At 36.0% G+C, this 24,040-nt stretch carries 22 protein-coding genes; 3 read left to right on the top strand and 19 right to left on the bottom strand.

The annotated features are described in order from the left end of the window. Window positions 1-98: 98 nt before the first annotated feature. Both FJV36_RS08825 and FJV36_RS08830 read left to right on the top strand, forming a co-directional pair. The gene (locus FJV36_RS08825) at window positions 99-746 is read left to right on the top strand and encodes a metal-dependent transcriptional regulator (protein WP_158730129.1); all 648 of its coding nucleotides are present in this window, start codon (window positions 99-101) and stop codon (window positions 744-746) included. Window positions 747-748: 2 nt separating this feature from the next. Beyond that, complete coding sequence (locus FJV36_RS08830; RefSeq protein ID WP_158730130.1) at window positions 749-1,567, top strand: ZIP family metal transporter; 819 nt, start codon at window positions 749-751, stop codon at window positions 1,565-1,567. Window positions 1,568-1,987: 420 nt separating this feature from the next. Here FJV36_RS08830 and FJV36_RS08835 read toward each other — a convergent pair whose 3' ends face one another. From FJV36_RS08835 to FJV36_RS08855, 5 genes are all read right to left on the bottom strand, one after another. After that, window positions 1,988-2,116, bottom strand: coding sequence for a FeoB-associated Cys-rich membrane protein (locus FJV36_RS08835; protein ID WP_158730131.1), 129 nt, complete (start codon window positions 2,114-2,116; stop codon window positions 1,988-1,990). Window positions 2,117-2,205: 89 nt separating this feature from the next. Beyond that, window positions 2,206-4,434: a TonB-dependent receptor gene (locus FJV36_RS08840; protein ID WP_158730132.1), complete on the bottom strand. Its 2,229-nt coding sequence runs from the start codon at window positions 4,432-4,434 to the stop codon at window positions 2,206-2,208. Between the two features lie 100 nt (window positions 4,435-4,534). Then, the gene (feoB, locus tag FJV36_RS08845) at window positions 4,535-6,634 is read right to left on the bottom strand and encodes a ferrous iron transport protein B (protein ID WP_158730159.1); all 2,100 of its coding nucleotides are present in this window, start codon (window positions 6,632-6,634) and stop codon (window positions 4,535-4,537) included. Then, window positions 6,634-6,873, bottom strand: coding sequence for a FeoA family protein (locus FJV36_RS08850; RefSeq protein ID WP_158981011.1), 240 nt, complete (start codon window positions 6,871-6,873; stop codon window positions 6,634-6,636). The genes feoB and FJV36_RS08850 overlap by 1 nt, the downstream gene beginning before the upstream one ends. A gap of 146 nt (window positions 6,874-7,019) precedes the next feature. Further along, window positions 7,020-7,685 (bottom strand): SCO family protein, encoded by a 666-nt coding sequence (locus FJV36_RS08855; protein ID WP_158981013.1) that lies wholly within the window; start codon window positions 7,683-7,685, stop codon window positions 7,020-7,022. A 228-nt stretch (window positions 7,686-7,913) separates the two neighbouring features. On the opposite strand from FJV36_RS08855, the gene FJV36_RS08860 reads away from it, so the two are divergent. Beyond that, the gene (locus FJV36_RS08860) at window positions 7,914-9,977 is read left to right on the top strand and encodes a M13 family metallopeptidase (protein WP_158981015.1); all 2,064 of its coding nucleotides are present in this window, start codon (window positions 7,914-7,916) and stop codon (window positions 9,975-9,977) included. 373 nt (window positions 9,978-10,350) lie between these two features. On the opposite strand, the gene FJV36_RS08865 is transcribed toward FJV36_RS08860, so the two are convergent. From FJV36_RS08865 to hemA, 14 genes are all read right to left on the bottom strand, one after another. Continuing rightward, the gene (locus FJV36_RS08865) at window positions 10,351-11,952 is read right to left on the bottom strand and encodes a fumarate hydratase (protein ID WP_158981017.1); all 1,602 of its coding nucleotides are present in this window, start codon (window positions 11,950-11,952) and stop codon (window positions 10,351-10,353) included. A 382-nt stretch (window positions 11,953-12,334) separates the two neighbouring features. Further along, window positions 12,335-13,774 carry a nucleoside recognition domain-containing protein gene (locus tag FJV36_RS08870; RefSeq protein ID WP_158730137.1) on the bottom strand — a complete coding sequence of 480 codons (1,440 nt, stop codon included), beginning with the start codon at window positions 13,772-13,774 and terminating at the stop codon, window positions 12,335-12,337. Between the two features lie 118 nt (window positions 13,775-13,892). Further along, a complete protein-coding gene (locus tag FJV36_RS08875) occupies window positions 13,893-14,606 on the bottom strand; it encodes a 3'-5' exonuclease (protein ID WP_158730138.1) in 714 nt (237 codons plus the stop codon). An 83-nt stretch (window positions 14,607-14,689) separates the two neighbouring features. Then, complete coding sequence (locus FJV36_RS08880) at window positions 14,690-15,160, bottom strand: methylated-DNA--[protein]-cysteine S-methyltransferase (RefSeq protein ID WP_158730139.1); 471 nt, start codon at window positions 15,158-15,160, stop codon at window positions 14,690-14,692. Between the two features lie 170 nt (window positions 15,161-15,330). Beyond that, window positions 15,331-15,717 carry a c-type cytochrome gene (locus FJV36_RS08885; protein ID WP_158730140.1) on the bottom strand — a complete coding sequence of 129 codons (387 nt, stop codon included), beginning with the start codon at window positions 15,715-15,717 and terminating at the stop codon, window positions 15,331-15,333. Next, window positions 15,717-16,715 carry a porphobilinogen synthase gene (gene hemB, locus FJV36_RS08890; protein WP_158730141.1) on the bottom strand — a complete coding sequence of 333 codons (999 nt, stop codon included), beginning with the start codon at window positions 16,713-16,715 and terminating at the stop codon, window positions 15,717-15,719. The genes FJV36_RS08885 and hemB overlap by 1 nt, the downstream gene beginning before the upstream one ends. Before the next feature lie 95 nt (window positions 16,716-16,810). Beyond that, window positions 16,811-17,272 (bottom strand): IS200/IS605 family transposase, encoded by a 462-nt coding sequence (gene tnpA, locus FJV36_RS08895; RefSeq protein WP_158730142.1) that lies wholly within the window; start codon window positions 17,270-17,272, stop codon window positions 16,811-16,813. A gap of 230 nt (window positions 17,273-17,502) precedes the next feature. Further along, window positions 17,503-18,408, bottom strand: coding sequence for an oxygen-dependent coproporphyrinogen oxidase (gene hemF / locus FJV36_RS08900; RefSeq protein WP_158730143.1), 906 nt, complete (start codon window positions 18,406-18,408; stop codon window positions 17,503-17,505). Then, entirely contained in the window at window positions 18,398-18,925 is a 528-nt protein-coding gene (locus FJV36_RS08905) for a GNAT family N-acetyltransferase (protein ID WP_158730144.1), read from the bottom strand. Before FJV36_RS08905 ends, hemF begins: the two co-directional genes overlap by 11 nt. An 8-nt stretch (window positions 18,926-18,933) precedes the next feature. After that, entirely contained in the window at window positions 18,934-19,701 is a 768-nt protein-coding gene (locus tag FJV36_RS08910) for an META domain-containing protein (protein WP_199250930.1), read from the bottom strand. A 111-nt stretch (window positions 19,702-19,812) separates the two neighbouring features. Next, window positions 19,813-20,838 (bottom strand): uroporphyrinogen decarboxylase, encoded by a 1,026-nt coding sequence (gene hemE, locus FJV36_RS08915; protein WP_158730146.1) that lies wholly within the window; start codon window positions 20,836-20,838, stop codon window positions 19,813-19,815. Between the two features lie 54 nt (window positions 20,839-20,892). Beyond that, on the bottom strand, window positions 20,893-21,573 hold the full coding sequence (locus tag FJV36_RS08920) for a uroporphyrinogen-III synthase (protein WP_158730147.1): 681 nt from the start codon (window positions 21,571-21,573) through the stop codon (window positions 20,893-20,895). After that, window positions 21,573-22,493 (bottom strand): hydroxymethylbilane synthase, encoded by a 921-nt coding sequence (gene hemC / locus FJV36_RS08925; protein WP_158730160.1) that lies wholly within the window; start codon window positions 22,491-22,493, stop codon window positions 21,573-21,575. The genes FJV36_RS08920 and hemC overlap by 1 nt, the downstream gene beginning before the upstream one ends. Window positions 22,494-22,557: 64 nt before the next feature. Further along, window positions 22,558-23,814 carry a glutamyl-tRNA reductase gene (hemA, locus tag FJV36_RS08930; RefSeq protein ID WP_158730148.1) on the bottom strand — a complete coding sequence of 419 codons (1,257 nt, stop codon included), beginning with the start codon at window positions 23,812-23,814 and terminating at the stop codon, window positions 22,558-22,560. Window positions 23,815-24,040: the final 226 nt, after the last annotated feature.

Consider the following 24,040-nt stretch of genomic DNA (forward strand, 5'->3'; position numbering starts at 1 on the left):
TTTATATTAACTTTTTTATGTAAGTTTGTCAATATATAGGTTTTGCGCTTTTTATGCAGTTGAGCAAAAAAGTTGTTGCCATGCCTTAATTGTTTGTTATGACTTTATCCGAAGAGAATTATTTAAAAACGATTTACCATCTTTCTGCTATTGAAAATGCTGCAGTAAGTACGAATGCCATCGCCGAAAAGATGGATACCAAAGCCTCATCTGTCACGGATATGCTAAAGAAGTTAGCCGAAAAGAACTGCATCAATTACATCAAGTACCAAGGAGTTTCATTAACTGATACAGGGAAACTGGCAGCTAAAATGATTGTACGTAAACACCGTTTGTGGGAAACCTTTCTAGTCGAAAAATTAGATTTTGCATGGGATGAAGTCCATGAATTAGCGGAACAATTAGAGCATATCAAATCAGATTTGCTTATTAACAAATTAGACGATTTCTTAGGTAATCCTACCGAAGATCCTCATGGAGATCCAATTCCTGATGCTAATGGACGTATAATAAAAGTAGAAAAACAACTGCTCTCTGAATTCGAAAAAAACCAAATCGGGATTTGTGTAGGTGTCAAAGATACTTCGTCAGATTTTTTAAAATATTTAGACAAACAGGGAATCGCTTTGGGTACACCAATTCAAATTATCGAAAAGGAAAGTTTTGATTCCTCTTTCCGAATTCGCGTTGGAACCAAAGAAATGACCATTTCAAATAAAATAGCCAGTAATTTATATATCAAATAATTATGTTTCAATCTATAGTAGATTATTTCACGAGTATCGACCCAATACTGGCCGCTTTGTATGCAAGTTTGTTCACTTGGTTTCTAACCGCGTTAGGCGCCTCTTTTGTTTTTATGTTTAAAACCATGAACCGCACCGTTCTTGACGGAATGCTTGGTTTCACGGGTGGTGTTATGGTTGCGGCCAGTTTTTGGAGTTTATTAGCTCCAGCAATAGAAATGACAGGTGGCGATGGCTTTGCTAAGGTGGTTCCTGCAGCTTTTGGTTTTTTCCTTGGTGCGCTCTTCATTTTCGGAATTGATAAAGTGTTACCGCATTTGCACATCAATTTTAAAGTTACCGAAGGAATCAAGTCACCATGGCAACGTACCACATTGTTGGTTTCGGCGATTACCTTGCATAATATCCCCGAAGGTTTGGCAGTGGGAGTTCTTTTTGGTGGAGTAGCAGCAGGAATTCCTGAGGCATCTATAGCTGGCGCTGTTACGCTAGCAATTGGGATTGGAATTCAGAATTTTCCAGAAGGTATTGCAGTTGCTATGCCCTTACGCAGAATGGGAATGAGCCGATGGAAGAGTTTCATGTACGGACAGTCTTCAGCATTAGTAGAGCCGGTTGCCGCTGTTTTAGGCGCTTTTGCAGTTACTTTCTTCACTCCTATTTTACCCTATGCTCTTGCTTTTGCTGCAGGCGCTATGATTTTTGTGGTTGTGGAAGAGGTGATTCCAGAAACCCAACAAGATAAAAACACTGACATTGCCACTTTAGGTTTTATCGGCGGATTTATTGTGATGATGACACTAGATGTGGCGTTAGGCTAAAAAAAAGCACTTTAAAAGAACCTATTAACCTAAAAACTATAGCATGTAAAATAGTTCATTCTATTCCTTTTTATGATGATTAGCAGTTTAGTTTTGGCGCAAAGCTCAAAACCTGCTAAGTAAACGTATTAACTATAAAGCAAACGCTATGTCGCAGTCAATAAGGGTTTCAATTTGTTTTAAAAAGGGTCGTAAATTACTCTCGTTGCGCTCAGCTGAACACTTGTATTTAGACCAATAAATCTAGTGGTATAATGCAAGTTTTCGACGGACAGATACAAGATGGAAGAAACAACTTTGGCTTTAACCGAAAAAAATAAGGAAGCTGATAAAAAATGGTTCGCTAAATATTTGCCTGTTGCAAAACAAAAAATTGAAAGCTTGCGAGTAACGACATACAAATAGGCTACATCAAATAGTTTAATTGCAGCCGCAGTCAGAACTTCCACAGTTTTTATCCTTTGCTTTCTTTTTGAAAAAGAATTTTTTGATTAAAAAAGCGACTGCAACGATTAAAGTAGCAAATGCTACTATTTCTTGAATATCCATATTGTAAAGATAAGAAAAAGCAACCTGTTGAGGTTGCTTTTTAGTTGGTAATCACTTTCTAATTAAAGAGTGTGTATTATTGTTTTTTATTAAAAACGAGCTCCTAAAGATACAAAGAATGTTCTTCCTTCACCTGGTAAAATACCTGGACCAGGATATCCACTTGCTCTTCGGGTAGCGTAATCTTTGTTCAATACGTTATTAAGTCCTGAACGAACATTGAAACGTTTTAAAAACTTGTATTCAGCTGATAAATCCACTACTTCATAACCATTTAGTAACCCTGTTACACCATTTGCTGAAGGCGCTACTGTGTTATTAGCATCAGTAAATACTTTTCCTGAAGTTTTGTATTGCAAAGTAGACGAAAAGTGGTCAGTACTATAGCTCAAACCAACATTGTGAATGTAACGAGGCGCGTTTTCAACACGATTACCTTTCAAGTTAGTGGTTGTAATCACTGATCCTGATGCAGTAAATATTTCAAAATCAGTATAACGGGAATCGATAAAACTAGTCGTTACAAAAAGATCTACGTTTCCGAAAGTTTTTTCAACACCAAAATATTTAGTGATATTTACGTTTACAAAACCTTCAATTCCCTTGTTTACGGTTTCTCCTAAGTTGGTTCTGAATAAGAACGTACCTTGTGTTGTATTATTATTATTTCTAAATTGTCTTACGAGACCAATACGGTTGTTATAACTCAGGTAAAACACACTAAAATCGAAGTTCAAAAAGCCTTTCACAACACCACGGTATCCTAAATCAGCATTGTATCCTGAGGCATCTTTTAAGTTTGGGTCAATCACATCAGTTACAGCTGGCGGAGTAATATCTGAGAATAAAACTGGTCTAAAAGCTTGTGTGATGTTTCCATATAAGTTCGTTGCGCCGAATTTATATTCCATTCCTAATCCAAACAAAGTTTTGTTTCTTACCAATTGTTTGCTTTCAAAAGGAACATCATTTCCAGAAGTGATTCCAAATCGACCTTCTCCATCAGCTGTGATGTGCTCAAAACGAACTCCGGGAACAACACTCCATTTATCGGTCACTTTAAATTGATTTTCTGCAAAAACGGCTAGGTTTTGTGTCTTAAAATTGAGGTCTCTCAGATATTTTGCTGAAGTACTTAAGTCGAAATCAGATCCTGCAGTTCCTGCTCCTTCTTGTTGTCTTTGCGTTTGTGCTTGGTAAGCACGAACTCCAAATGCCAAAGTGTTTTTATTTTTGCCTAAGGTGTACGTATAAGTGTTTCTGTTTTCAATTCCGAAATTTTTGTAAAAATCGCGGTCAACTCTTCTATTTCCGTTAGTGTCAGGATTGTTTGGTGTTCCTGTAATTCCAACACTATTTCTTTCTCCAATTAAACCAAAAAGTTTAGTATTCGATTTTATAGAAGGAGATAATTGCGTGTCTAGTGTCAGAGCAAACAAATTCCAAGGAGTTCCAAACCAGTTTCTTTCTCTAAAAGATTGTCTAGAATTTGCAGCAAATTGCGCGTCTGTCAAACCGCCTGCTTGTTGCATTTGGTAATCCATATTAGTGTATTCTGCTGCTAATTTGGTTTTTTCTGTAAAGGCATATTCTAAAAATACGTGTGAGTTTCGTACTTTATATTGGCTGTTTTCTCTCCATCCATCGGCACTACGTGAATGGTTGTAGGCATAATAAGAAAACTTGTTAATTTTACCACCAATAGCGTTATAACTACTCATTAAGTTATAGCTACCGCCTGTATTTTGCGTTTCAAAGGTGAATTTTTTATTTTGCTCGCGTTTCAAAACATAGTTTACCATTCCGCCAAACTGAGGGCCAAATTGCAACGAAGCACCACCACGAACTAGTTCAATGTTTTCTACTGCTTCTAACGGTGGATTGTAATACGCTTCTGGATAACCAAAAACATCTGATGAGATATCGTAACCATTTTGTCTGGTGTTTAATTCCCAGCTGCGATTAGGACTTAAACCACGTACTCCAATGTTAATTTGTATTCCAGATCCTTCGTTTTCCCAAACCGTAACACCTGGGACGCGCGAGAACACTTCGCGAGCATTGTTGGTAGTCAAGTTAGAGGTAAATGCGGATAATTTTAAAACTTCATTCTTTTTTCCTGAAAAAAGAACGGTTCCTTTAACCTCTGGCTGTCTTTCTGGGCTTTGTTTAAAAGGGGTAACGGTTACCGCTTGTAAATCGATTATTAGAGACGATGCTCTAGCAATGCTATCTTTTTGGGTTTGAGTTAGTTCTTTTTCTTGCGCAAAAATGGATGCCGAAGCAAAAATTGCAAGTGCTACTAAATTTCTTGTCATTTTTATTTAGATTAATTCTACAGTGCAAAGGTAAAATCCAAATCTTATTTAGACAAATTAAGAATAATAAAAAATAGAAGTTTAACGTTTGTTGAATATTTTATTTTAGGATCTGATAAGCAACTAGGGCAATCGCATAAGCAAAACCCGACATGAAAATTAATTGTCCCGCAGGCCATTTCCAGGAATTGGTTTCTTTTTTAGTTACTGCGAGCGTACTGGCGCATTGCATAGCAAAGGCGTAAAACAATAGTAATGAGATTCCCGAGGCAAAGTTAAAGATCTTTTCTCCAGTTACGGGATTGATTTCGGCAGCCATCTTGTTTTTTATGGTTACCTCGTTTTCGCTACCTCCTACACTGTAAATCGTAGCTAATGTTCCCACAAAAACTTCTCTAGCTGCAAACGAACTGATAATAGCAATACCTATTTTCCAGTCATATCCTAATGGTGAAATGGCAGGTTCAATTGCTTTTCCCATGATTCCAATATAAGAGTTTTCTAGTTTTTGTGATGCTACAGCATTTTCAAATTCAGCTTCTGGTAATGGATTATTTATCGTATTCTGAGTAATAATTTGTTCCGCATTACTGAATTTTTCTCCGGGTCCGTAAGATGCTAAGAACCACAAAACGATCGAGATTGCCAATATGATTTTTCCAGCTCCAACTATAAAAGCTTTGGTTTTCTCGATAACATTGATGCCCACATTTTTAAACAAGGGAAGTTTGTAATTTGGCATTTCAACGACGAAATACGTTTTACTTTGTATTTTTAAAATTTTATTCAAAACATAAGCCGAGAAAATAGCCATTCCAAACCCCAAAAGGTATAACAGCATCAAGGTCATTCCTTGCATGTTCAAGAAACCAAACAAGCGTTCGTCAGGAATAACAAGTGCAATAATAATGGCATAAACGGGCAGCCTAGCGGAACAAGTGGTAAATGGTGTAACCAATATAGTGATCAATCGTTCTTTCCAGTTTTCGATATTACGCGTAGCCATAATTGCAGGAATAGCGCAGGCTGTACCCGAAATAAGGGGCACTATACTTTTACCTGACAAGCCAAATTTGCGCATGATTTTATCCATCAAAAACACCACACGGCTCATGTAACCACTTTCTTCAAGGATGGAAATAAACATAAACAAGAAGGCAATTTGGGGTATAAAAATTAAAATTCCTCCAATACCAGGAATAATTCCTTGCGAAATCAAATCGGTTAAAACTCCAGCAGGCAACTGCTCTGCGGCAAGTGAACTCAATGAGGCAAAAGAGGTGTCTATGAAATCCATCGGAATTTTTGACCATTCAAATATCGATTGAAAGATTACGAACAAAATCAAAAAGAAAATCGCATAACCCCAAACTTTGTGCGTAAGTACGCGATCGAGCTGGCTGCGGTAATCTTTGGCAATACTCGTGTCAATTTTTAACCCTAGTTTTAACACATCGTTTATGAATTGATAGCGTTTGATAGTTTCTTTTTGTTGCAAACGCTTTAAATCAGAATGTGATTTGGTAAACGAACTTCTAATTTCATTTCGTTCTAAGTTCAAGAAGTTGACATCCTGTGTGATAACCAGCCATAATTTATATAGCAATTGGTTCGGGAAGGCTTTTCGTAAGCTGTTAAAATAATTTGGGTCAATTACCGAAGCGTTTAAACATGGTTCGCTCGAAATGGTTTTGAAACTTACAATTAGTTGCTTCAGTTCCTCGATGCCGTAACCTTTTCTAGAACTAACTAGAGCAATTTTAGTCTTTAAATGTTGCTCTAAGTATGGAATATCAAGTGAGATTCCTTTAAATTTCATTCTATCAGCCATGTTAATGACTAAAATAGTTGGAATCTCTAAGTCTTTTATTTGTGTAAAAAGCAGTAAGTTTCGTTTTAAATTTTCCACATCTGTAACCACAAGTGCTACGTCAGGATATAACTTATCGTTTTTATTTAGAAGTAATTCAATAACAACATTTTCATCAATAGAACTTGCGTTTAAACTATAAGTTCCCGGAAGATCTAGGATATTAGCTTTAATATTATTGGGTAATTTACAAAATCCTATTTTTTTCTCAACTGTAATTCCAGGATAGTTCCCTACCTGCTGGTTTAATCCCGTGAGTTGATTGAATACGGAGGTTTTCCCAACATTAGGATTGCCTATCAATGCAACATTAATGTTTTGTTTGCTTATCATAAGTTAATTTTTATAATATCAACTTCTATTTCTTTGGCTGTTTCAATCCTTATGGCTACATGTGAACCATTGATATCTAGGAACAAAGGGTCCCCAAAAGGAGCAATTTGTAATAACTCGACGGTATTTCCTGGCAAGCAACCCATTTCCAATAATTTTAAAGGAACTGCATCGATGTCGAAATCTTTTATGATGGCCTTGTCGCCTTTCTTTAACGAATGAATTGTTGTAAGCAAAACTTATTTAGATTGAATTAAGATTGCAAAAATACACATTTTACAACAAACACAACTTATTGAACCAACAATTATAAACCCTCAAGAGATCGTCCAAAACAGATGTATTAAATGTATTGTGTGTATAAATGTAAGATTGATTTAAATTATTCTTGGATTAAAAAATGAATATCTTCTATCAAACGCTTCATGTCCTCCTTATCAGTGCCGTCATAAAAGCCTCGAACTCTTTTTTTGGTGTCAACCAAAACAAAATTTTCGGTGTGAACCATATCATACAATTCACTTGGCTTACCCATTTTTACAGCTAAATAGGATTTTCGTGCCATAGCATAAATTTCTTTTTTATCACCCGTAACCAAATTCCATTTGTCATCGTCCACATTATGTTTTTTGGCGTAAGCCTTAAGTACAGGAACGCTATCCGTCTCTGGGAAAACGGTATGTGACAGTAATTTAACTTTAGGATTGTTGGCGAAAGCTTTTTGAATTTCCTCTAAATTTACTGACATTTTAGGGCAAATGGAGCCACAAGTTGTAAAAAAGAAATCAGCCACATACACGGTTCCTTCATAATCTTTCTGCGTAATAGTTTCTCCGTTTTGGTTTACAAATGAAAAATCAGCAATAGTATGGTATTTACTTTTGTATTGTACAGTGCTATCAACCAGTTCTGGATTAACATCAGCTGGATTATAAATAGGAAGTGATTTTTCGGGCTTTAATGCCGAGTAGAAAAGGGATAAAATGATTGCTGAAAGCACAATGAAAACCCCAATAAATAAACGGTATTTTTTTAAGATTTCTAACATGGTTCTATTTTGGTGCAAAAATACACAATCGTAAATGGTTTTGTATTGTAATTAACAGACTTTTATTTTTAGTGGAAACTTGTTCTTAGACTAAAAAAAAAGGTTTAGACTTTAAACCTTTTTCATTTTTTTGCGTCAAACCCTAATGTTTAGTGATAATCTGAGGAAACTTTAATTGTCAATAAAATTATTAATAGCTTTGTTTATATAACTAAAAAACTAACTAAAATGAAAAAAAACAACAATAAGCAACTGCTTTTTGTGATTCCTGCAATGATGGCTTTTGCAGTGGGTCAAGCCCAAAGTAATCCTGCGGCTAAGGAGCCAGGGATTAATGTGAATTACATGGACAAAAAAGTGAAGCCAAGTAACGATTTCTTTCGTTACGTAAACGGAACTTGGTTAGACAACACTGCCATTCCAGCGGATAGAACCCGTTGGGGAAGTTTTGATGAGTTGCGTCAAAGAACAGATGCGGATGCGCTAGCTATTTTAAAAGAGGCAGCAACAAACCCAAAGTACAAATCAAATACGGATCAAGGTAAAGCGATTAATTTGTACAAGTCTATTTTGGACACCGTTGGTCGTAACAAAATGGGAATTGCGCCATTAAAACCTTTCCTTAAAAAAATTGATGCGGTTAAGAACGTGAAAGATCTTGAGGCATTATTAATCGAAATGGAACCAATCGGTGGTATTGGGTTTATGGGAGCAGGTGTAGGTACCGATGCTAAAAACAGTAGCCGAAATGTAATTAATGTAGGTCCAGGCGGAGTAGGTTTGCCAGATAGAGACTATTATGTTTCTGAAGATGCCGACTCGAAAGAAAAACGTGCAAAATATGTACTTCACGTTGCTAAAATGTTACAGTTTCTTGGCGATAAGCCAGCGGTAGCTCAGGCAAATGCTGAGAGAATTTTAGCGCTTGAAATTGCCATGTCTAGACCAAGGTTAGACAGAGTAGAACGCAGAGACCGTCGTAAGTCTTACAACCCAATGACTTTGGCGGAGTTGAGTAAATTAACACCATCAATCAACTGGAATACGTATTTTACTAAAATTGGTTTAACCAAAGTTGATACTGTAATTGTATCACAACCAAAATACATGGTGGCGCTTGAAACGATGTTGAAAGAAAACAAAGTTGACGAGTGGAAAGCTTACATGCGTTGGAGTTTATTGAACAGAGCTTCAAGCCAATTGTCTACCGATATTGAAAACGCTAACTTTGAGTTTTACGGGAAAGCCTTAACAGGTGCGGTAAGCCAAAGACCACGTGACGAAAGAGCATTGCAAACTATCAATGGTGCCGTAGGTGAAGCTTTAGGAAAATTATACGTTGAGAAAAAATTCCCAGCTGAAGCTAAAGCCAAAGCAGAAAAAATGATCAAAAACATCTTCCGTGCTTTCGAAAATAGAATTAACAATTTGTCATGGATGTCTGCTGAAACAAAGGTAAGTGCCTTGGCTAAATTGAACAAATCCAGAATCAAAATTGGTTATCCTGACAAGTGGAAAGACTATTCAGCTTTAACAATCAAGAGTCCACAAGAAGGAGGAAGCTTTTTTTCAAATGCTTTGAGCATGGCCAAATGGCGTTTTGAAGAAAACATTGCTGAGTTGAACAAACCAGTAGATAAAGAGCGTTGGGGCATGTCACCACAAACGGTAAATGCCTATTATAACCCATCTAATAATGAGATTGTTTTCCCAGCAGCTATCTTACAACCACCATTTTACAACTACCAAGCTGACGAAGCTGTGAATTATGGCGGAATAGGTGGCGTTATCGGTCACGAAATTTCACACGGTTTTGACGATTCAGGATCGCGTTACAACGCTGATGGAAACCTAGTTGACTGGTGGACTGCTGATGATTTAAAACAATTCTCGGCTTTAACAGGAGCTTTGGCTGCACAGTACAGCGCATTGGAGCCATTGCCAGGAACTTTTGTAGATGGTAAATTTACACTAGGTGAAAACATAGGTGATTTAGGTGGTGTAAATGCAGCTTATGATGGTTTACAATTGTACTTGAAAGAAAACGGAAATCCAGGCTTGATTGATGGTTACACACCTGAGCAGCGTTTCTTCATTTCTTGGTCAACAATCTGGCGTTCAAAAATGCGTGATGAGGCCTTGAAAAACCAAGTAAAAACTGATCCGCACTCTCCAGGAATGTACCGTGCGTATGTGCCTTTGCAAAACATCGATACTTTTTATCAAGCTTTTGATATCAAAGAAAATGATGGCATGTACATTGCACCTGAAAAGCGTGTGAGAATCTGGTAATTCAGTAACTTATAAATGCAAAACCCATTCGTTAAGGCGAATGGGTTTTTTTATGGCCTCAAGTCAAATTTTAAAGAGAGGAACGCTGTTGTTTTTTAGGAGCAGCATTTTTTTGCTTCATACACTACTTGTCCCGCTGTACGCTGTATTCCCGATAAATAAAAACTACGGCAAAAAAGCCTTGTTTTTCTAAACCGGGAGATGCCGCTTCCATCGGGGCTAAAAAATGCTTAACTTTTTACAGCAAAATAACCGTGCTAACATTTTTATGACGTAACAATAGTTCTTTCAAAAAAATAAGACCCTCTTTATCGATATGGATAATAGAATGCAAAACCCACAAATTAAATCATGTATATATATTTCGACTACATTATAAATTTTCAAAGAAATCATTTCCTTTATCATCAGTAATGATAAAAGCAGGGAAGTTTTTCACTGTAATTTTACGTACCGCTTCCATACCTAATTCTTCAAAGTCTACTACTTCTACTTTTAAGATGTTGTCTTGAGCCAAAATAGCCGCTGGACCACCTATTGAACCTAGGTAGAAACCTCCGTAAGTTTTACATGCATCCATTACTTGTTTGGTTCTATTTCCTTTAGCAAGCATAATCATACTTCCACCTGCTTTTTGAAATTCCTCTACATAAACATCCATTCTACCAGCCGTGGTTGGACCAAAACTACCTGATGGCATTCCGTCTGGAGTTTTTGCTGGACCAGCATAATACACCGGATGATTTTTGAAATACTCTGGCATAGGTTTACCCGCATCCAAAAGCTCTTTGATTTTTGCATGTGCAATATCACGCGCTACAATCAAAGTCCCGTTTAGTTTCAAACGCGTTTTAATTGGAAATTGTGATAACTTTTTAAGAATATCAGCCATCGGTTGGTTCAAATCAATCTCAACAGCAGGTTCTAAATGTGGCGGAGTTGCAGGCAATAAACGCCCAGGATTCACCTCAAGTTGTTCTACAAAAATACCTTCTTTGGTAATTTTTCCTTTTATATTTCTATCAGCAGAACACGACACTCCTAATCCTACAGGGCAAGAAGCAGCATGACGTGGCAAACGAATCACACGTACATCATGAGTAAAATATTTTCCGCCAAACTGCGCTCCAATAGCACTTTCTTGGCAAATTTGTTGCACTCTTTGCTCCCATTCTAAATCCCGGAATGCTTGACCAGCCATGTTTCCTGTGGTTGGCAAGTGATCAAAATATCCAGCAGAAGCTTTTTTTACTGCTGCTAAATTAGCCTCGGCTGAAGTACCGCCAATTACAAACGCTAAGTGATACGGCGGACAGGCAGAAGTTCCTAAATCCATGATTTTAGCACGTACAAATGCATCCATCGACTTTTCATTCAAAAGCGATTTCGTTTGTTGGTACAAATAGGTTTTATTGGCAGAACCGCCCCCTTTTGCTAAGAATAAGAACTCGTACGTATTTCCTTTTTTGGCATAAATATCAATTTGAGCAGGGAGATTAGAACCGGAATTCTTTTCCTCGAACATACTGATAGGCACAATTTGAGAGTAACGCAGGTTTTTTTCTTGGTAGGTGTTGAAAATCCCTTTTGAGAGCCACTCAGCATCATCTACACCTGTGTATACATTTTCTCCTTTTTTGGCCATTACAATCGCTGTTCCGGTGTCTTGACAAGATGGTAATTGTCCGTCAATAGCTACTGCTGCATTTTGCAATAAATTATACGCAACAAAACGGTCGTTATCTGTCGCTTCCGGATCATCCAAAATGGCACGTAATTTTTCTAAATGTGAAGTACGAAGCATAAAAGAAACGTCTTTCATAGCTTCTTGCGAAAGCAACTCCAAACCTTTTGGATCAACGGTTAAGATTTCTCTATCTCCAAGCAGTTCCATTTTTACGTAGTCTGAAGATATTTTTCGGTATTGTGTATCGTCTTTTAAAATAGGATAAGGATCCTGATAAATAAAGTCCATGGTGTAATGTTTTTACAAAGATAAAATAGTTGGTGTAAGTTTAAAAGTTACTTTAAGAGCAACCCAAAACTACTACGTTAAAATACTTGTTAGTAAAAAAAGAATAAGCAAGCCGATGGCGATGTATTTGGTATATTTTGACATTTTTATATGTATTTAAGTAATTATTGAATCCCTCAAAAGAATGAAAAATTGATTAAAAATCCTAGTATATAATTGGTTCGTGTGAAATCAAATCAAAATTTAACAATATGTTGTGTTCCTACGAAAGTTCAATTATTAGTTTTTAGTTTTTTCAACGGATTTTAATCCGTTATAATTAGTCAACATAAAATAGAGAGCCTCAGTCTCGTGACATTTTTAAGAAATTTTATCGGTTAGATTAAAAAAACCAGCTCGCCACAAATATTGCTGTTATAACACATATCACGTCTACCAATAACATGGTTCCTAAAGCGTAACGGGTGTTTTTGATATTAACTGATCCAAAATAAACCGCAATTACGTAAAAAGTACTTTCGGCGCTACATTGAAAAATACTACTCAAACGAGCCGTTAAGGAATCTGGACCAAAAGTATTCATAGAATCTATCAAAAATCCTCTAGAACCCGCAGAGCTAAAAGGACGCAATAAAGCAACTGGCAGAGCATCTGTTATTTCTTTGCTTACACCCAAATTTGAGAATAAAAAAGCAATTCCGTTACTGATGATTTCAAACAAACCACTATTTCTAAACAAGGATATAGCCACTAGCATCCCTAAAACGTAAGGGAAAATAGTTACCCCCGTTTTCACGCCATTGTTAGCACCCACTACAAAAGCATCAAAAACAGTAGTGCTTGCTGCAGTAAATTTCTTTTCATTCCAGCATGAAAAAATCAAAGTAAAAGCGATAATACCTATCAATATCAAAGCTGACAGATTAGATGTAAAGTAGTTTTTACCCACAAAATCCAGCTGATTAACATACATTAACAAACCGATAATTGCTGCAATCAATGTGATTAATACCAATACCAAAGAGGCACTCTTGAAATTGATTTTTTGCTTGATACCAACAATCAAAAAGGCTGCAATGGTACCAATGAACGACGTTATAATACAAGGCAACATCACATCGGCAGGATTACTGGCATTTGCGGCAGCACGATAGCCTATGATTGAAGTAGCTATCAATGTAAGTCCTGAGGCGTGTAAGCACATGAACATAATTTGCGCATCACTAGCTTTGTCTTTTTCAGGATTAATTTCTTGTAAACTTTCCATGGCTTTTAGGCCAAAAGGCGTTGCAGCTGAGTCTAAACCAAGAAAATTAGCTGCAAAATTCAAAGTCATATAAGAAATCGAAGGGTGGTTTTTAGGAATGCTCGGAAATACTTTTACAAAAACAGGACTTAAGGCTTTGGCCAATTTTCCAGAAGCACCTGAAATAATTAATAGTTCCATCAACCCACAAAAGAAAGCCAAATAAGCCATTAATGGTAATACTAAATCCAGCAAAGTACTTTTGCAGGTAGGTAATAAACCATCTGATTTTTGTACGCCACTGTAGATTTTTACCGTTTTATTTTTAAAAACATAAGTTGTGTCCGCGTTTAAAGTATCGCGATTAACAATCATGGTTTGATCTGGTGCATTTTTGATACTGTCTTTGATGAAAAGCGGCAATTGCTCCGGCATTTTTTCAGAAATCAAAATCGGGTCGTCTTTTTTTCCATTCAATACATAATCAATTGTATAGGTGTTTGAACTGAACAAACTAACTACCACAAAAACAATTGATGAAATAAAAATAACCAACCAAAATCTACTCAATACCATAACTAATAATTTTTGTAAATGTAATAAATCGATATCAATAACAATTGCAATGTCAATTTCAATAAAAGAATTTTAAATTGAGATTTCATTTTGACATTGATATTGCCATTCAAGTTACTTACACATGAATAATCTCGTCTTCAATTAACAACTCTTCTCTACGCAAACGCAGAAAAATTTGCGCTACAGCAATCGTATCTCGCTCACAATAAGTAACAATACGGTCAATGTCTTTCTCGACATAAAAAACATGACCTACTTGACTGCCATCAATATCGCCTTTTGAAGAAGGAATTCCGAGTACTTTACACATCAATTTCAAAGAAGTAAAATGTTTGTAATCGCCAAATTTCCATAATTCTAAAGTATCTAAATGTGGAATTTCCCAAGGTTTTTTTCCAAATAAATTCAGCTTGTTTGGAATTGCAATATTATTGATAATCATTCGCCTAGCCAAAAAGGGAATATCAAATTCTTTGGCATTGTGTCCGCACAAAACATGCTGCGGTTGATTGAAGTGATTGTTGAGTAAATTATTAAAGTCGGAAAGTATTTTTTTCTCCTCGCCAAAGAAACTCGTTACACGAAAATTACGAATGTCACCTTTGATGGTAAAATAACCTACCGAAATACACACAATTTTACCAAACTCGGCCCAAATACCTGCGCGATCATAAAAATCTTCGGGAGAATACTCTTCTTTGCGTTGGTATTGGGTTTTGTGTTCCCAAAGGGATTGCATTTCCGGATCTAAATCATCGTAATTTTCAGATTCTGGAACGGTTTCTATATCGAGAAACAGAATGTTGTTGAGATTTATTTTTTCGATCATTTTTTATGGCACGCAGATGACGCTGATTTAAAAGATTTGCACGGATATTCTTAAACGAATATAAAAAAAATATTCATAACCAACTAAAATAAACTATGTTGCGGGGAAGGATTTTCGTGTTCTAACAACCATTTTTTACGCCATAATCCTCCTGCATATCCCGTTAATGAACCATCACTACCAATAACTCTGTGACAAGGAACCACAATCCAAAGTGGATTTTTTCCATTCGCCGAAGCCACAGCTCGAATGGCTTTTGGATCACCAAGAAATTTGGATTGTTCTAGATATGTTCTTGTTTTACCGAACGGAATATCGAGTAATGCGTTCCACACTTTTTGTTGAAAATCAGTTCCTTTTGGATTGAGTTTAAAGGTAAAATGTTTTCTTTTGGCATCGAAATATTCTTGAAGTTGCTGTACAGCCTCTTGTACAAAAACGGGAATTTGAGCTGATACTTCACCCTCTTCTAAGACTATTATTTCAGAAACACCATGTAAATCACCTGTAATGGCAGCAATTCCTAGCGGAGTATTGATGTAGACTGTTTCCATTTTTTAAAGGTAAAAAAATAATATGTGTAGACTACATACGGTCATAAAAAAACCATTAGTACTTGCGAATGGTCTTTGTTTTTAGCCCTGATAGAAGCGGCATCCTCTTGTGGTAGCGCTAGCGAACACAAGAGATATAGCGGATAGCAGGATATAGCTCCTAAAAAACTTTATTTTACATGAGAATATACGTAGGATTCTAGCGCTTTCAATTCCTCTTCGGACATGGCTTTTGTGAGTGCAAAATTAGCTTTCATCACCTCGTATTGACTTGGGTCTACAATTGGCTCGCCTTCACCTTTTAAAAACGTGACCATATCGGCATTTTTACTTTTATAAATACCTGCAATATCTTGTAAGCTGGGACCAACTACTTTTTTGTCAATTTGGTGACAGGCGATGCAATTTCCCTTTCCTTCAAAAATTTCTTTTCCTAAATCTACTGGAGTTTGAGCAACTTCTTCAGTAGTTGTTGGGTACAAGGATTCTTTCTTTGTTTCTTCTTTTTTACAAGATAGAAAGCAACATACAGCAATCATGCAAAGGATCTTTTTCATTATTTTTTATTTAAAAGTATTGCCGCTTCTTTGGCAAAATAAGTCGAAATTAAACTAGCTCCTGCACGCTTGATGCACATTAACTGCTCCATCATGGTTTGGTCGTGATCTAACCAACCTCTTTCGGAAGCGGCTTTGATCATGGCATACTCGCCAGAAACATGATATACCGTTACAGGCACATGAACTGCATTTTTTACTTCGCGAACGATATCTAAGTATGCAATTCCGGGTTTTACCATGACCATATCAGCGCCTTCTTCAACATCCCAAAGTGCTTCTTTGATGGCTTCAAGACGATTGGCATAATCCATTTGATAGGTTTTTTTATTTTTCGGAACATCTACATCAGCGTCTTTTGGAGCAGAGTCTAAAGCATCGCGAAAAGGTCCGTAAAATGCCGAAGCATATTTGGCAGAATAACTCATGATGCCCACGTTATGATACCCTGCAGCATCTAAACCTTGGCGCAAGCGTAGTACGCGTCCGTCCATCATATCGCTTGGCGCTACAAAGTCGGCACCGGCTTGTGCGTGAGAAACAGCCATTTTTACCAAAGCATCGTTGGTAGAATCATTTTCAACATCGCCATTTGCTATGATTCCGTCATGACCATAAATTGAATATGGGTCTAAAGCCACATCAGGCATGACAATCATTTCTGGACAAGCGGTTTTGATAGCGCGAATGGCGTTTTGCATGAGTCCGTTTGGGTTCCAAGCTTCAGTACCGGCGTTGTCTTTTAGATTTTCGTCGACTTTTACATAGATGTTTACTGCTCGAATTCCTAAATCGAATAATTCTTGCACTTCTTTCACTGTTAAATCAATCGAACGACGAAAAATTCCTGGCATAGATGGAATTTCTACTTGTACGTTTTCGCCTTCGGCAATAAACATAGGAAACATAAAATCACTTGGACTTAATGTAGTTTCTCTAACTAATGAACGAATGGATTCGTTTACTCTTAACCGGCGACCTCTTTGTAATGGGAACATATCTTTAGTTTTTCAAGCTCCAGAGGAGCGTAATGTTTATAGTAATTTGTTTTATCGTACTATCTTTAAGCCCGGTAAGGGCGACATATTTATCTCTAATTAACATCATCAAAAAGATATTCATTTTTAAAATCTACATTATACAATTTTAAAAATTCTACATATTCTTCTGTGAATGTTTTTATTTTATGATGCTCTTCTTGATTTTGTATATAATTGATAACATTAGTCAATTGCGAATGACTGTAGGTGAATGCTCCGAATCCTGTTTGCCACTCAAATTTACCATTTATCCAAGCTTTTTCATTAATAAATCTTGATGAATTGGCTTTTATATCTCTCACCAAATCTGATAAAGCTTTATTTGGCTTTAAGCCAATTAGAATATGAACGTGGTCTGGCATTCCATTGATCGCAATTAATTTTTGACCCTCATTTGTAACAATACCAGTAATATATTTGAACAATTCATCTTTCCATTTACTAGAAATTAGATTTTGTCTTCCTTTTACAGCAAAGACAATTTGGATGTATATTTGAGAATAGGTGTTTGCCATTATAAATTGATGTTAGTTAAATATGTCATCCCTACGGAATTCAATTTCAATTACATACATTATTTGCTATAAATATAGCGCTCCTACGGAGCTAAATAAAAACAATATTATTTGTCCAAATATAACGCGGCGCTATAAATATATCACACCGATGGTTGCTATAAATATATCGCACCGAAGGTGCTCAATCAAAAAAATAATATTCCTATAAATATAGCGCTCCTACGGAGCTAAACTATCCAATCAACAGGAATCTCCAACACTTTCAATAATTTCTCCTCTTCACTTCCTGATTCTGGATGATGGTCATATACCCACTGAACGTGTGGTGGTAATGACATTAAAATTGACTCAATTCTTCCATTGGTTTTTAGACCAAATAAAGTGCCTTTGTCGTGCACCAAATTGAACTCAACATAGCGACCTCTTCGTATTTCTTGCCAAGTTCTTTGTTCTGCGGTGTATGGTAAATTTTTTCGTCTTTCTAATATTGGAACATAAGCGGCTAAAAATGAATTACCAACTTCGGTTACAAAGTTAAACCAGTTTTCCATTGACATTTGCTCGGTTGCTTTGCAGTAATCAAAGAATAATCCGCCGAGTCCGCGAGCTTCATTACGATGTGCGTTCCAGAAATAGGCATCGCATTGTTTTTTAAACTTGGGATAAAAATCTAGATTGTGCTTATCACAAGCGGTTTTACAGGTTTGGTGAAAATGAATCGCATCTTCTTCAAATAAATAATAGGGTGTTAAGTCCTGTCCGCCTCCAAACCATTGTTGGATTACGTTTCCATTTTCATCGTACATTTCGAAATAGCGCCAATTAGCATGAACAGTGGGTGCCATTGGGTTTTTAGGATGGATAACCAAACTCAATCCGCAGGCAAAAAAATCGGCTTCGCCTACGTTAAATAATTTTTGCATCGAATCGGGTAATTTTCCATGCACTGCCGAAATATTCACACCGCCTTTCTCGATAACATTTCCGTTTTCGATTACACGTGTTCTTCCTCCGCCGCCTTCTGGACGTTCCCAAAGATCTTCCTTGAATTTGGCATGACCTTCAACGGCTTCTAAGCCAGCAACAATCTGGTCTTGGAGATTTTGTATGTAGGTGTAAAATTTATTTTTCATTGTACAATTCATATAATTCCATATCTAATGGAGTTCCATTAATTGGAGTAAATTCATTTTGTAAGGTGCTTTGCCAAACGAAACCGATATTCTCAGCAACCTTCACACTTCCTAAATTACTTTTATGAGCAATAATCTGAAGTGTTTTCAAACCTAAATCCTCAAAAGCAAAATTTGTCATTTCTTTTACCGCAAATGAAGTCAAACCATTTCCTTCATATTCCGAACCAATACAGTATGCAAATTCTCCTTGGTTTTTATCCCAATCGAGCTTTTTAATGATAATTAAACCTATAATTTGTTGGTTGTTTTTATCTCGAATAGCAAAAGTAAAATTTGTCTTCTCTTCTATTTCTTTATTTTTAATTGCAATGTATTCGCTAGATTTTTCAAGTGTGGAGTTACTTGAAAGCGTTAATGGGAAAAATTGCTGCAATCTTTCATTATTGTCAATCATAAATTGATACAATTGATTTGAGTCTGTTAACTCTAATTTGTCTATAACGAAATTTGCCATTTTATTTCTTATCTATAACTTTCTAAAGTCATTAATAGTTTATCATCTTGGTACAAGAACAATTGTCCTCCAATTATTTTATATGTATTTGCAATTGCTAGTAAAGCTGTAAATTTATTTTCTTGATCCATAACGTCACAAAACATTTTAGTACTTATCATTTTTTTGAACTCGATTTTATTTCCTAAAACTTTCAAAGATCCATTAATAATATTACATCCACCATTTCCTGAAAAAGCACTCAAGTCCTTATTTAGAGTTATATAAGTATTTTTGGTAACCAACTTAGAATCACCATTAAAAGATTCTAATATCCATTGAGATGAAAGTGGTAATCCGCTAAGAGCTTGTTCACCTTCAACAGTTTTTTGAGTGATTTGAATTTCAACTTTACCAGTATGCTTCTTATCGACAGCTATTAGAAGTAAAGGTTTCATTGTACTTGATGTTTTTCTTCCTTGACTAATATAAGCATTAAAAACTATTCTCTTATTTGTTTTTTTTAAACTTACGGGAGTAATTGAAGTGATATAACTTGTTTCTTTTATGGTTACTGCAATTACATATTGTTTAGCAAAATTAATTATCGTTGGTTTGCCATTTTTACCCATAAAAACAGCCGCTCCAAATATAGCATCGAATTCTTTTTGAGTTGTTATCTTTGGGTTTTCAAAATGATCTTTTTTGAAAGTATTCTTCACAAAATAATTAGAAACTATTTGATAAGCAATCTCTTCAGTTGAAGAACTTTGTTTTTTTTGGGCACTTACTGACATTGTTATTATGCTTACAAGCAACAGAAGTTTTGTGCATATCTTTCTCATTTTTTTGAATTTTTTTTAAAAACCTTCTAAAATCATAAAAAGTATTCTAGATTTATAGCATCTTTATTGATTGTACTCCTTCACCGCATCAATAAATGCTTTGGCGTGATCTACGGGAATATTAGGTAAAATACCGTGGCCAAGATTCACAATATATTTGTCTTTTCCGAATTCGTCAATCATTTCATGAACCATTTTCTTAATCACTGGAATTGGAGAAAATAATCGAGAGGGATCAAAATTACCTTGTAATGTGATGTTTCCACCTGACAAATAACGTGCGTTTCTAGGTGAGCAAGTCCAATCTACACCCAATGCAGACGCTTTACTTTTTCCCATTTCATTTAAAGCAAACCAACATCCTTTACCAAAAACAATAACTGGAGTTACCTCAGCTAAGGCATCAATGATTTGGTTGATGTATTTCCATGAGAATTCTTGGTAATCAACTGGCGACAACATGCCACCCCAAGAATCAAAAATCTGAACTGCATTTACACCTGATTTTACTTTTTCTAATAAGTATAAAATAGTTGTATCGGTGATTTTTTGTAATAAAGTGTGCGCCGCTACTGGATCTGAGAAACAGAATCCTTTGGCAGTATCAAAACTTTTAGAGCCTTTGCCTTCAACAGCATAACAAAAAATAGTCCATGGCGAACCCGCAAAACCTATTAAAGGCACCTCATCGTTCAACATTTCTTTTGTCAACTTAACCGCATCAAAAACGTATCCTAAAGTTTCATTTACATCCGGAACGAAAACTTGGTTCACTTGTTCCATGGTACGAATAGGATTCGGGATAATTGGTCCTAAATTGTCTTTTAATTCCACGTGAATTCCCATAGCGCGTGGCACCACAAGAATATCAGAGAACAAAATCGCAGCATCTGGAGCAATTCTACGAATAGGTTGAACCGTAATTTCGGCAGCTAATTCTGGTGTTTCGCAACGAGTGAAAAAATCATATTTGTCTCGCAAAGCTCTAAATTCTGGCAAATACCTTCCTGCTTGACGCATCATCCATACCGGTGGGCGTTCAACAGTTTCTCCTTTTAGTGCTCTTAAAAACAAGTCATTTTTTAACATAATTCTATTTTTTAATTCCTCTTTGAGGGTTTGTTTTGATCTATTTGATGGGCGTTATTCGCCTTCTGTTGTATAATATTCTATGAGTCCGATAATTAAATCTTCAATAGTGGGCTCTTCGGCCACCACAATACTCTTTGTTTTTCCTTTCAAAGCTGCGGCGGTAGTCTCGCCAATGCAAAAGCAAACTTCTTTTTTTAGCTTATTTTCTTTCAAGTAACTCTCTACTCCCGATGGACTGAAAAAGAGGATCCCTGCAAAATTTTCTAAACTTGAAATTTTAAATGGTGCCAACTTAGTTTGATACACTTCAATTTCATTAAACACGATTCCAGCATCTTTTAGTGCTAGTGGTAAGGTTTCCTTACGCAAATTACCACTAAAAAAAGTGTAGCTGTTTTGACTGTAAATTAAGGTGATAATTTCGGCTAGCTCTGACGCATAATCCATGTAAACATCTACCGTGAAGCCATTTTGCTCCAGTATTTCTTTGGTTTTGATGCCTACACAAAAAGCAGTTTTAGTACGTAAACCTTCCCAACCGTCTTGTTCTATAAGACTTAAAACAGCGTTTTGACTGCTAAAAATGAGGTTTTCTTGAATATTTTGAAGGGAAAATGGAGTGTTTGTTACTTCGATAAAATCTTGTTCCAAGAGATCAAAGTTGGCATCGAGTACCGCTTTTCTTTGAATTCCAGAAAGTGTTTTGGTAGATAAAATACTTATTTGCTCCATTATTTTTTTAATTTCTCTTTTATAGATTTCATCAACGCTACACCACCATTTTCAAGAATTTCTTGCGCGCAAAAGTACCCCAACTTTTTCCATTCTTGCATCGGAACGGTTTTTTCTACTTCGATTTTTTCTTTTCCATCAATAGAAAACAAAACACCTTTAAAAACAATATCGTCTTCTACAAAAACGGCTAAAGCACCAATGGGCGCTGTACAACCACCTTCTAAAGTTTTAAGAAATTGTCTTTCAATGTGGGTACAAATTTCAGTATCAATATCATTAAGTTCATGCAATGCCTGTCTAGAATACTCATCATTTGCCATAGCTACAACCAGCATAGCTCCTTGGGCTGGTGCGGGAATCATCCAATCAAGATCAATATAGTCTTCTGGTTTAAGATTAATTCTTTCTAGCCCTGCTGCTGCAAATACGGCTCCACTCCAGTCACTTTCTTGTAGTTTTTTCATGCGTGAATTTACATTTCCGCGCAAATCAACTACAGTATGATTAGGGTATTTATTAAGCCATTGTGCTTGACGGCGCAAACTGCCTGTGGCGATTGTTCCTGTTTGATTTAAAAAATCTAGGTTTCCTTTGTGAACTAAAAGATCCAAAGTGTTGGCTCTTTCAAGAACTGCAGCTTGAACAATTCCGTGTGGTAATGCAGTTGGAACATCTTTCATAGAATGTACCGCAATATCCACATCTCCATTAATCATAGCAACATCCAGTGTTTTGGTAAAAATTCCGGTGATTCCTAATTCATAAAGAGGCTTATCAAGAATGATATCACCTTGAGATTTTACGGCAACAATTTCTGTTTTGTATCCTAAATCGTTTAACTTATTTTGAACAGTGTGGGCTTGCCAAAGTGCGAGTTCACTATCACGGGTTCCTATGCGTATCGTTTTGTTCACTATTTTATTTTTTTCAAACCCACGAGAAATGAAGTTCTCTCCTGATTTGATTTTACTGGCGCCAACTTTATTTAGCCGTTGCTCCTATTTTAAAAACTTTCTCAATCCATTCAATACTTTCATCCACCATGGTGTTATCATCTTTTAAATGATTGGCAAAATGAGTTGTAATTTTTTGGATAATGCGGTTGCTTATTATTTCCGCTTGTTCTTCATTGAAATTTGATATTTTCTTGCTTTGAAAATCAAGTTCAGATGCTTTAATCGCGTTCAATTTTGCTTTCAAAGCATTAATTGTTGGCGCAAACTTTCTGCCTTTGGTCCAAGTGATGAACTCTTCCTTAATTTCTTCGATAATCGCTTCGGCAGCTGGAATGTGTTTTTTTCTATTTTCCAAGGTTTCATCTGTCAACTGCGACAAATAATCCATATGAATTAAGGTTACTCCATCAAGTTCTTCCACGTTTTCATGCGCATTTTTTGGAATTGACAAATCTAAAATCAACAGTGGTTTTTTTAAATTCAAAATCGCTTTGTCAATTGTTGGATTTTGTGCACCAGTAGCTACTACAACAACATCCGCTTTTTGTAATTCAAGATGCAATTCTGAGTAATCCTTAACAATAAGATTTAATTTCCCAGCCAGTTTTTCAGCCTTTTCTTTAGTTCTATTGATTAAGGTTATGTGTTCGTTTTTAGTATGCTTTACTAGGTTTTCACAGGTATTTCTACCAATTTTTCCCGTACCAAAAAGTAAAATGTTTTTGTTACCAATGTCTTCAACATTTTTGATAATGTATTGCACTGCCGCAAAAGAAACTGATGTAGCTCCGGAACTTATCTCGGTATCGGTTTTTATTTTTTTACTAGCTTGGATGACAGAATTGACCAATCGTTCCAAAAAAGCATTGGCTAAGCCCAATCCTTTTGACTGTGAAAAACTGGATTTGATTTGAGCAATAATTTCAAAATCTCCTAGAATCTGACTATCAAGACCTGTTCCCACTCGAAATAAATGGCTAATGGCTTCATGATTTTTATAAACAAATCCTACCTTTTGAAAGGATTCAACTGAACCTTGACTGTTCTCACAAATCAATTTGATTAATTGAAATGGATGCTCTGCAAAACCGTAAATCTCAGTACGATTGCAGGTTGAAGTAACTATTAAACTCTCTATTCCTTCATTCTTAGCTTGCTCTAACAAACGAGTTTTTGCAACACCATCTAAACTAAACTTCCCTCTGATCTCTGCATCGGCTTTCTTGTAGCTTAACCCAACCGCGTAAAAATACTGATGCTTTGATGTGTTATTGTTTTCCATATTTGCACTTTTCCAAAAAGTGAAACAAAATTAGTACTACAGTAGTTATAAAAATAACGCTAGAAGTTCTTTTTGTATCGCTTAATGATTTTTTGATTCTAAATGTATTTATTAACCAAAAAAACTTATTTTTGTAATGAAATCAAGTGCTTTGAATCTCTTTATTTAGAGTTGTTCTAAATAAATACGTTTCCTGAATATGATTTTTATATTAAAAAAATACCGC

This window comes from Flavobacterium sp. I-STPP5a (assembly GCF_009764685.1).
GTDB lineage: Bacteria > Bacteroidota > Bacteroidia > Flavobacteriales > Flavobacteriaceae > Flavobacterium.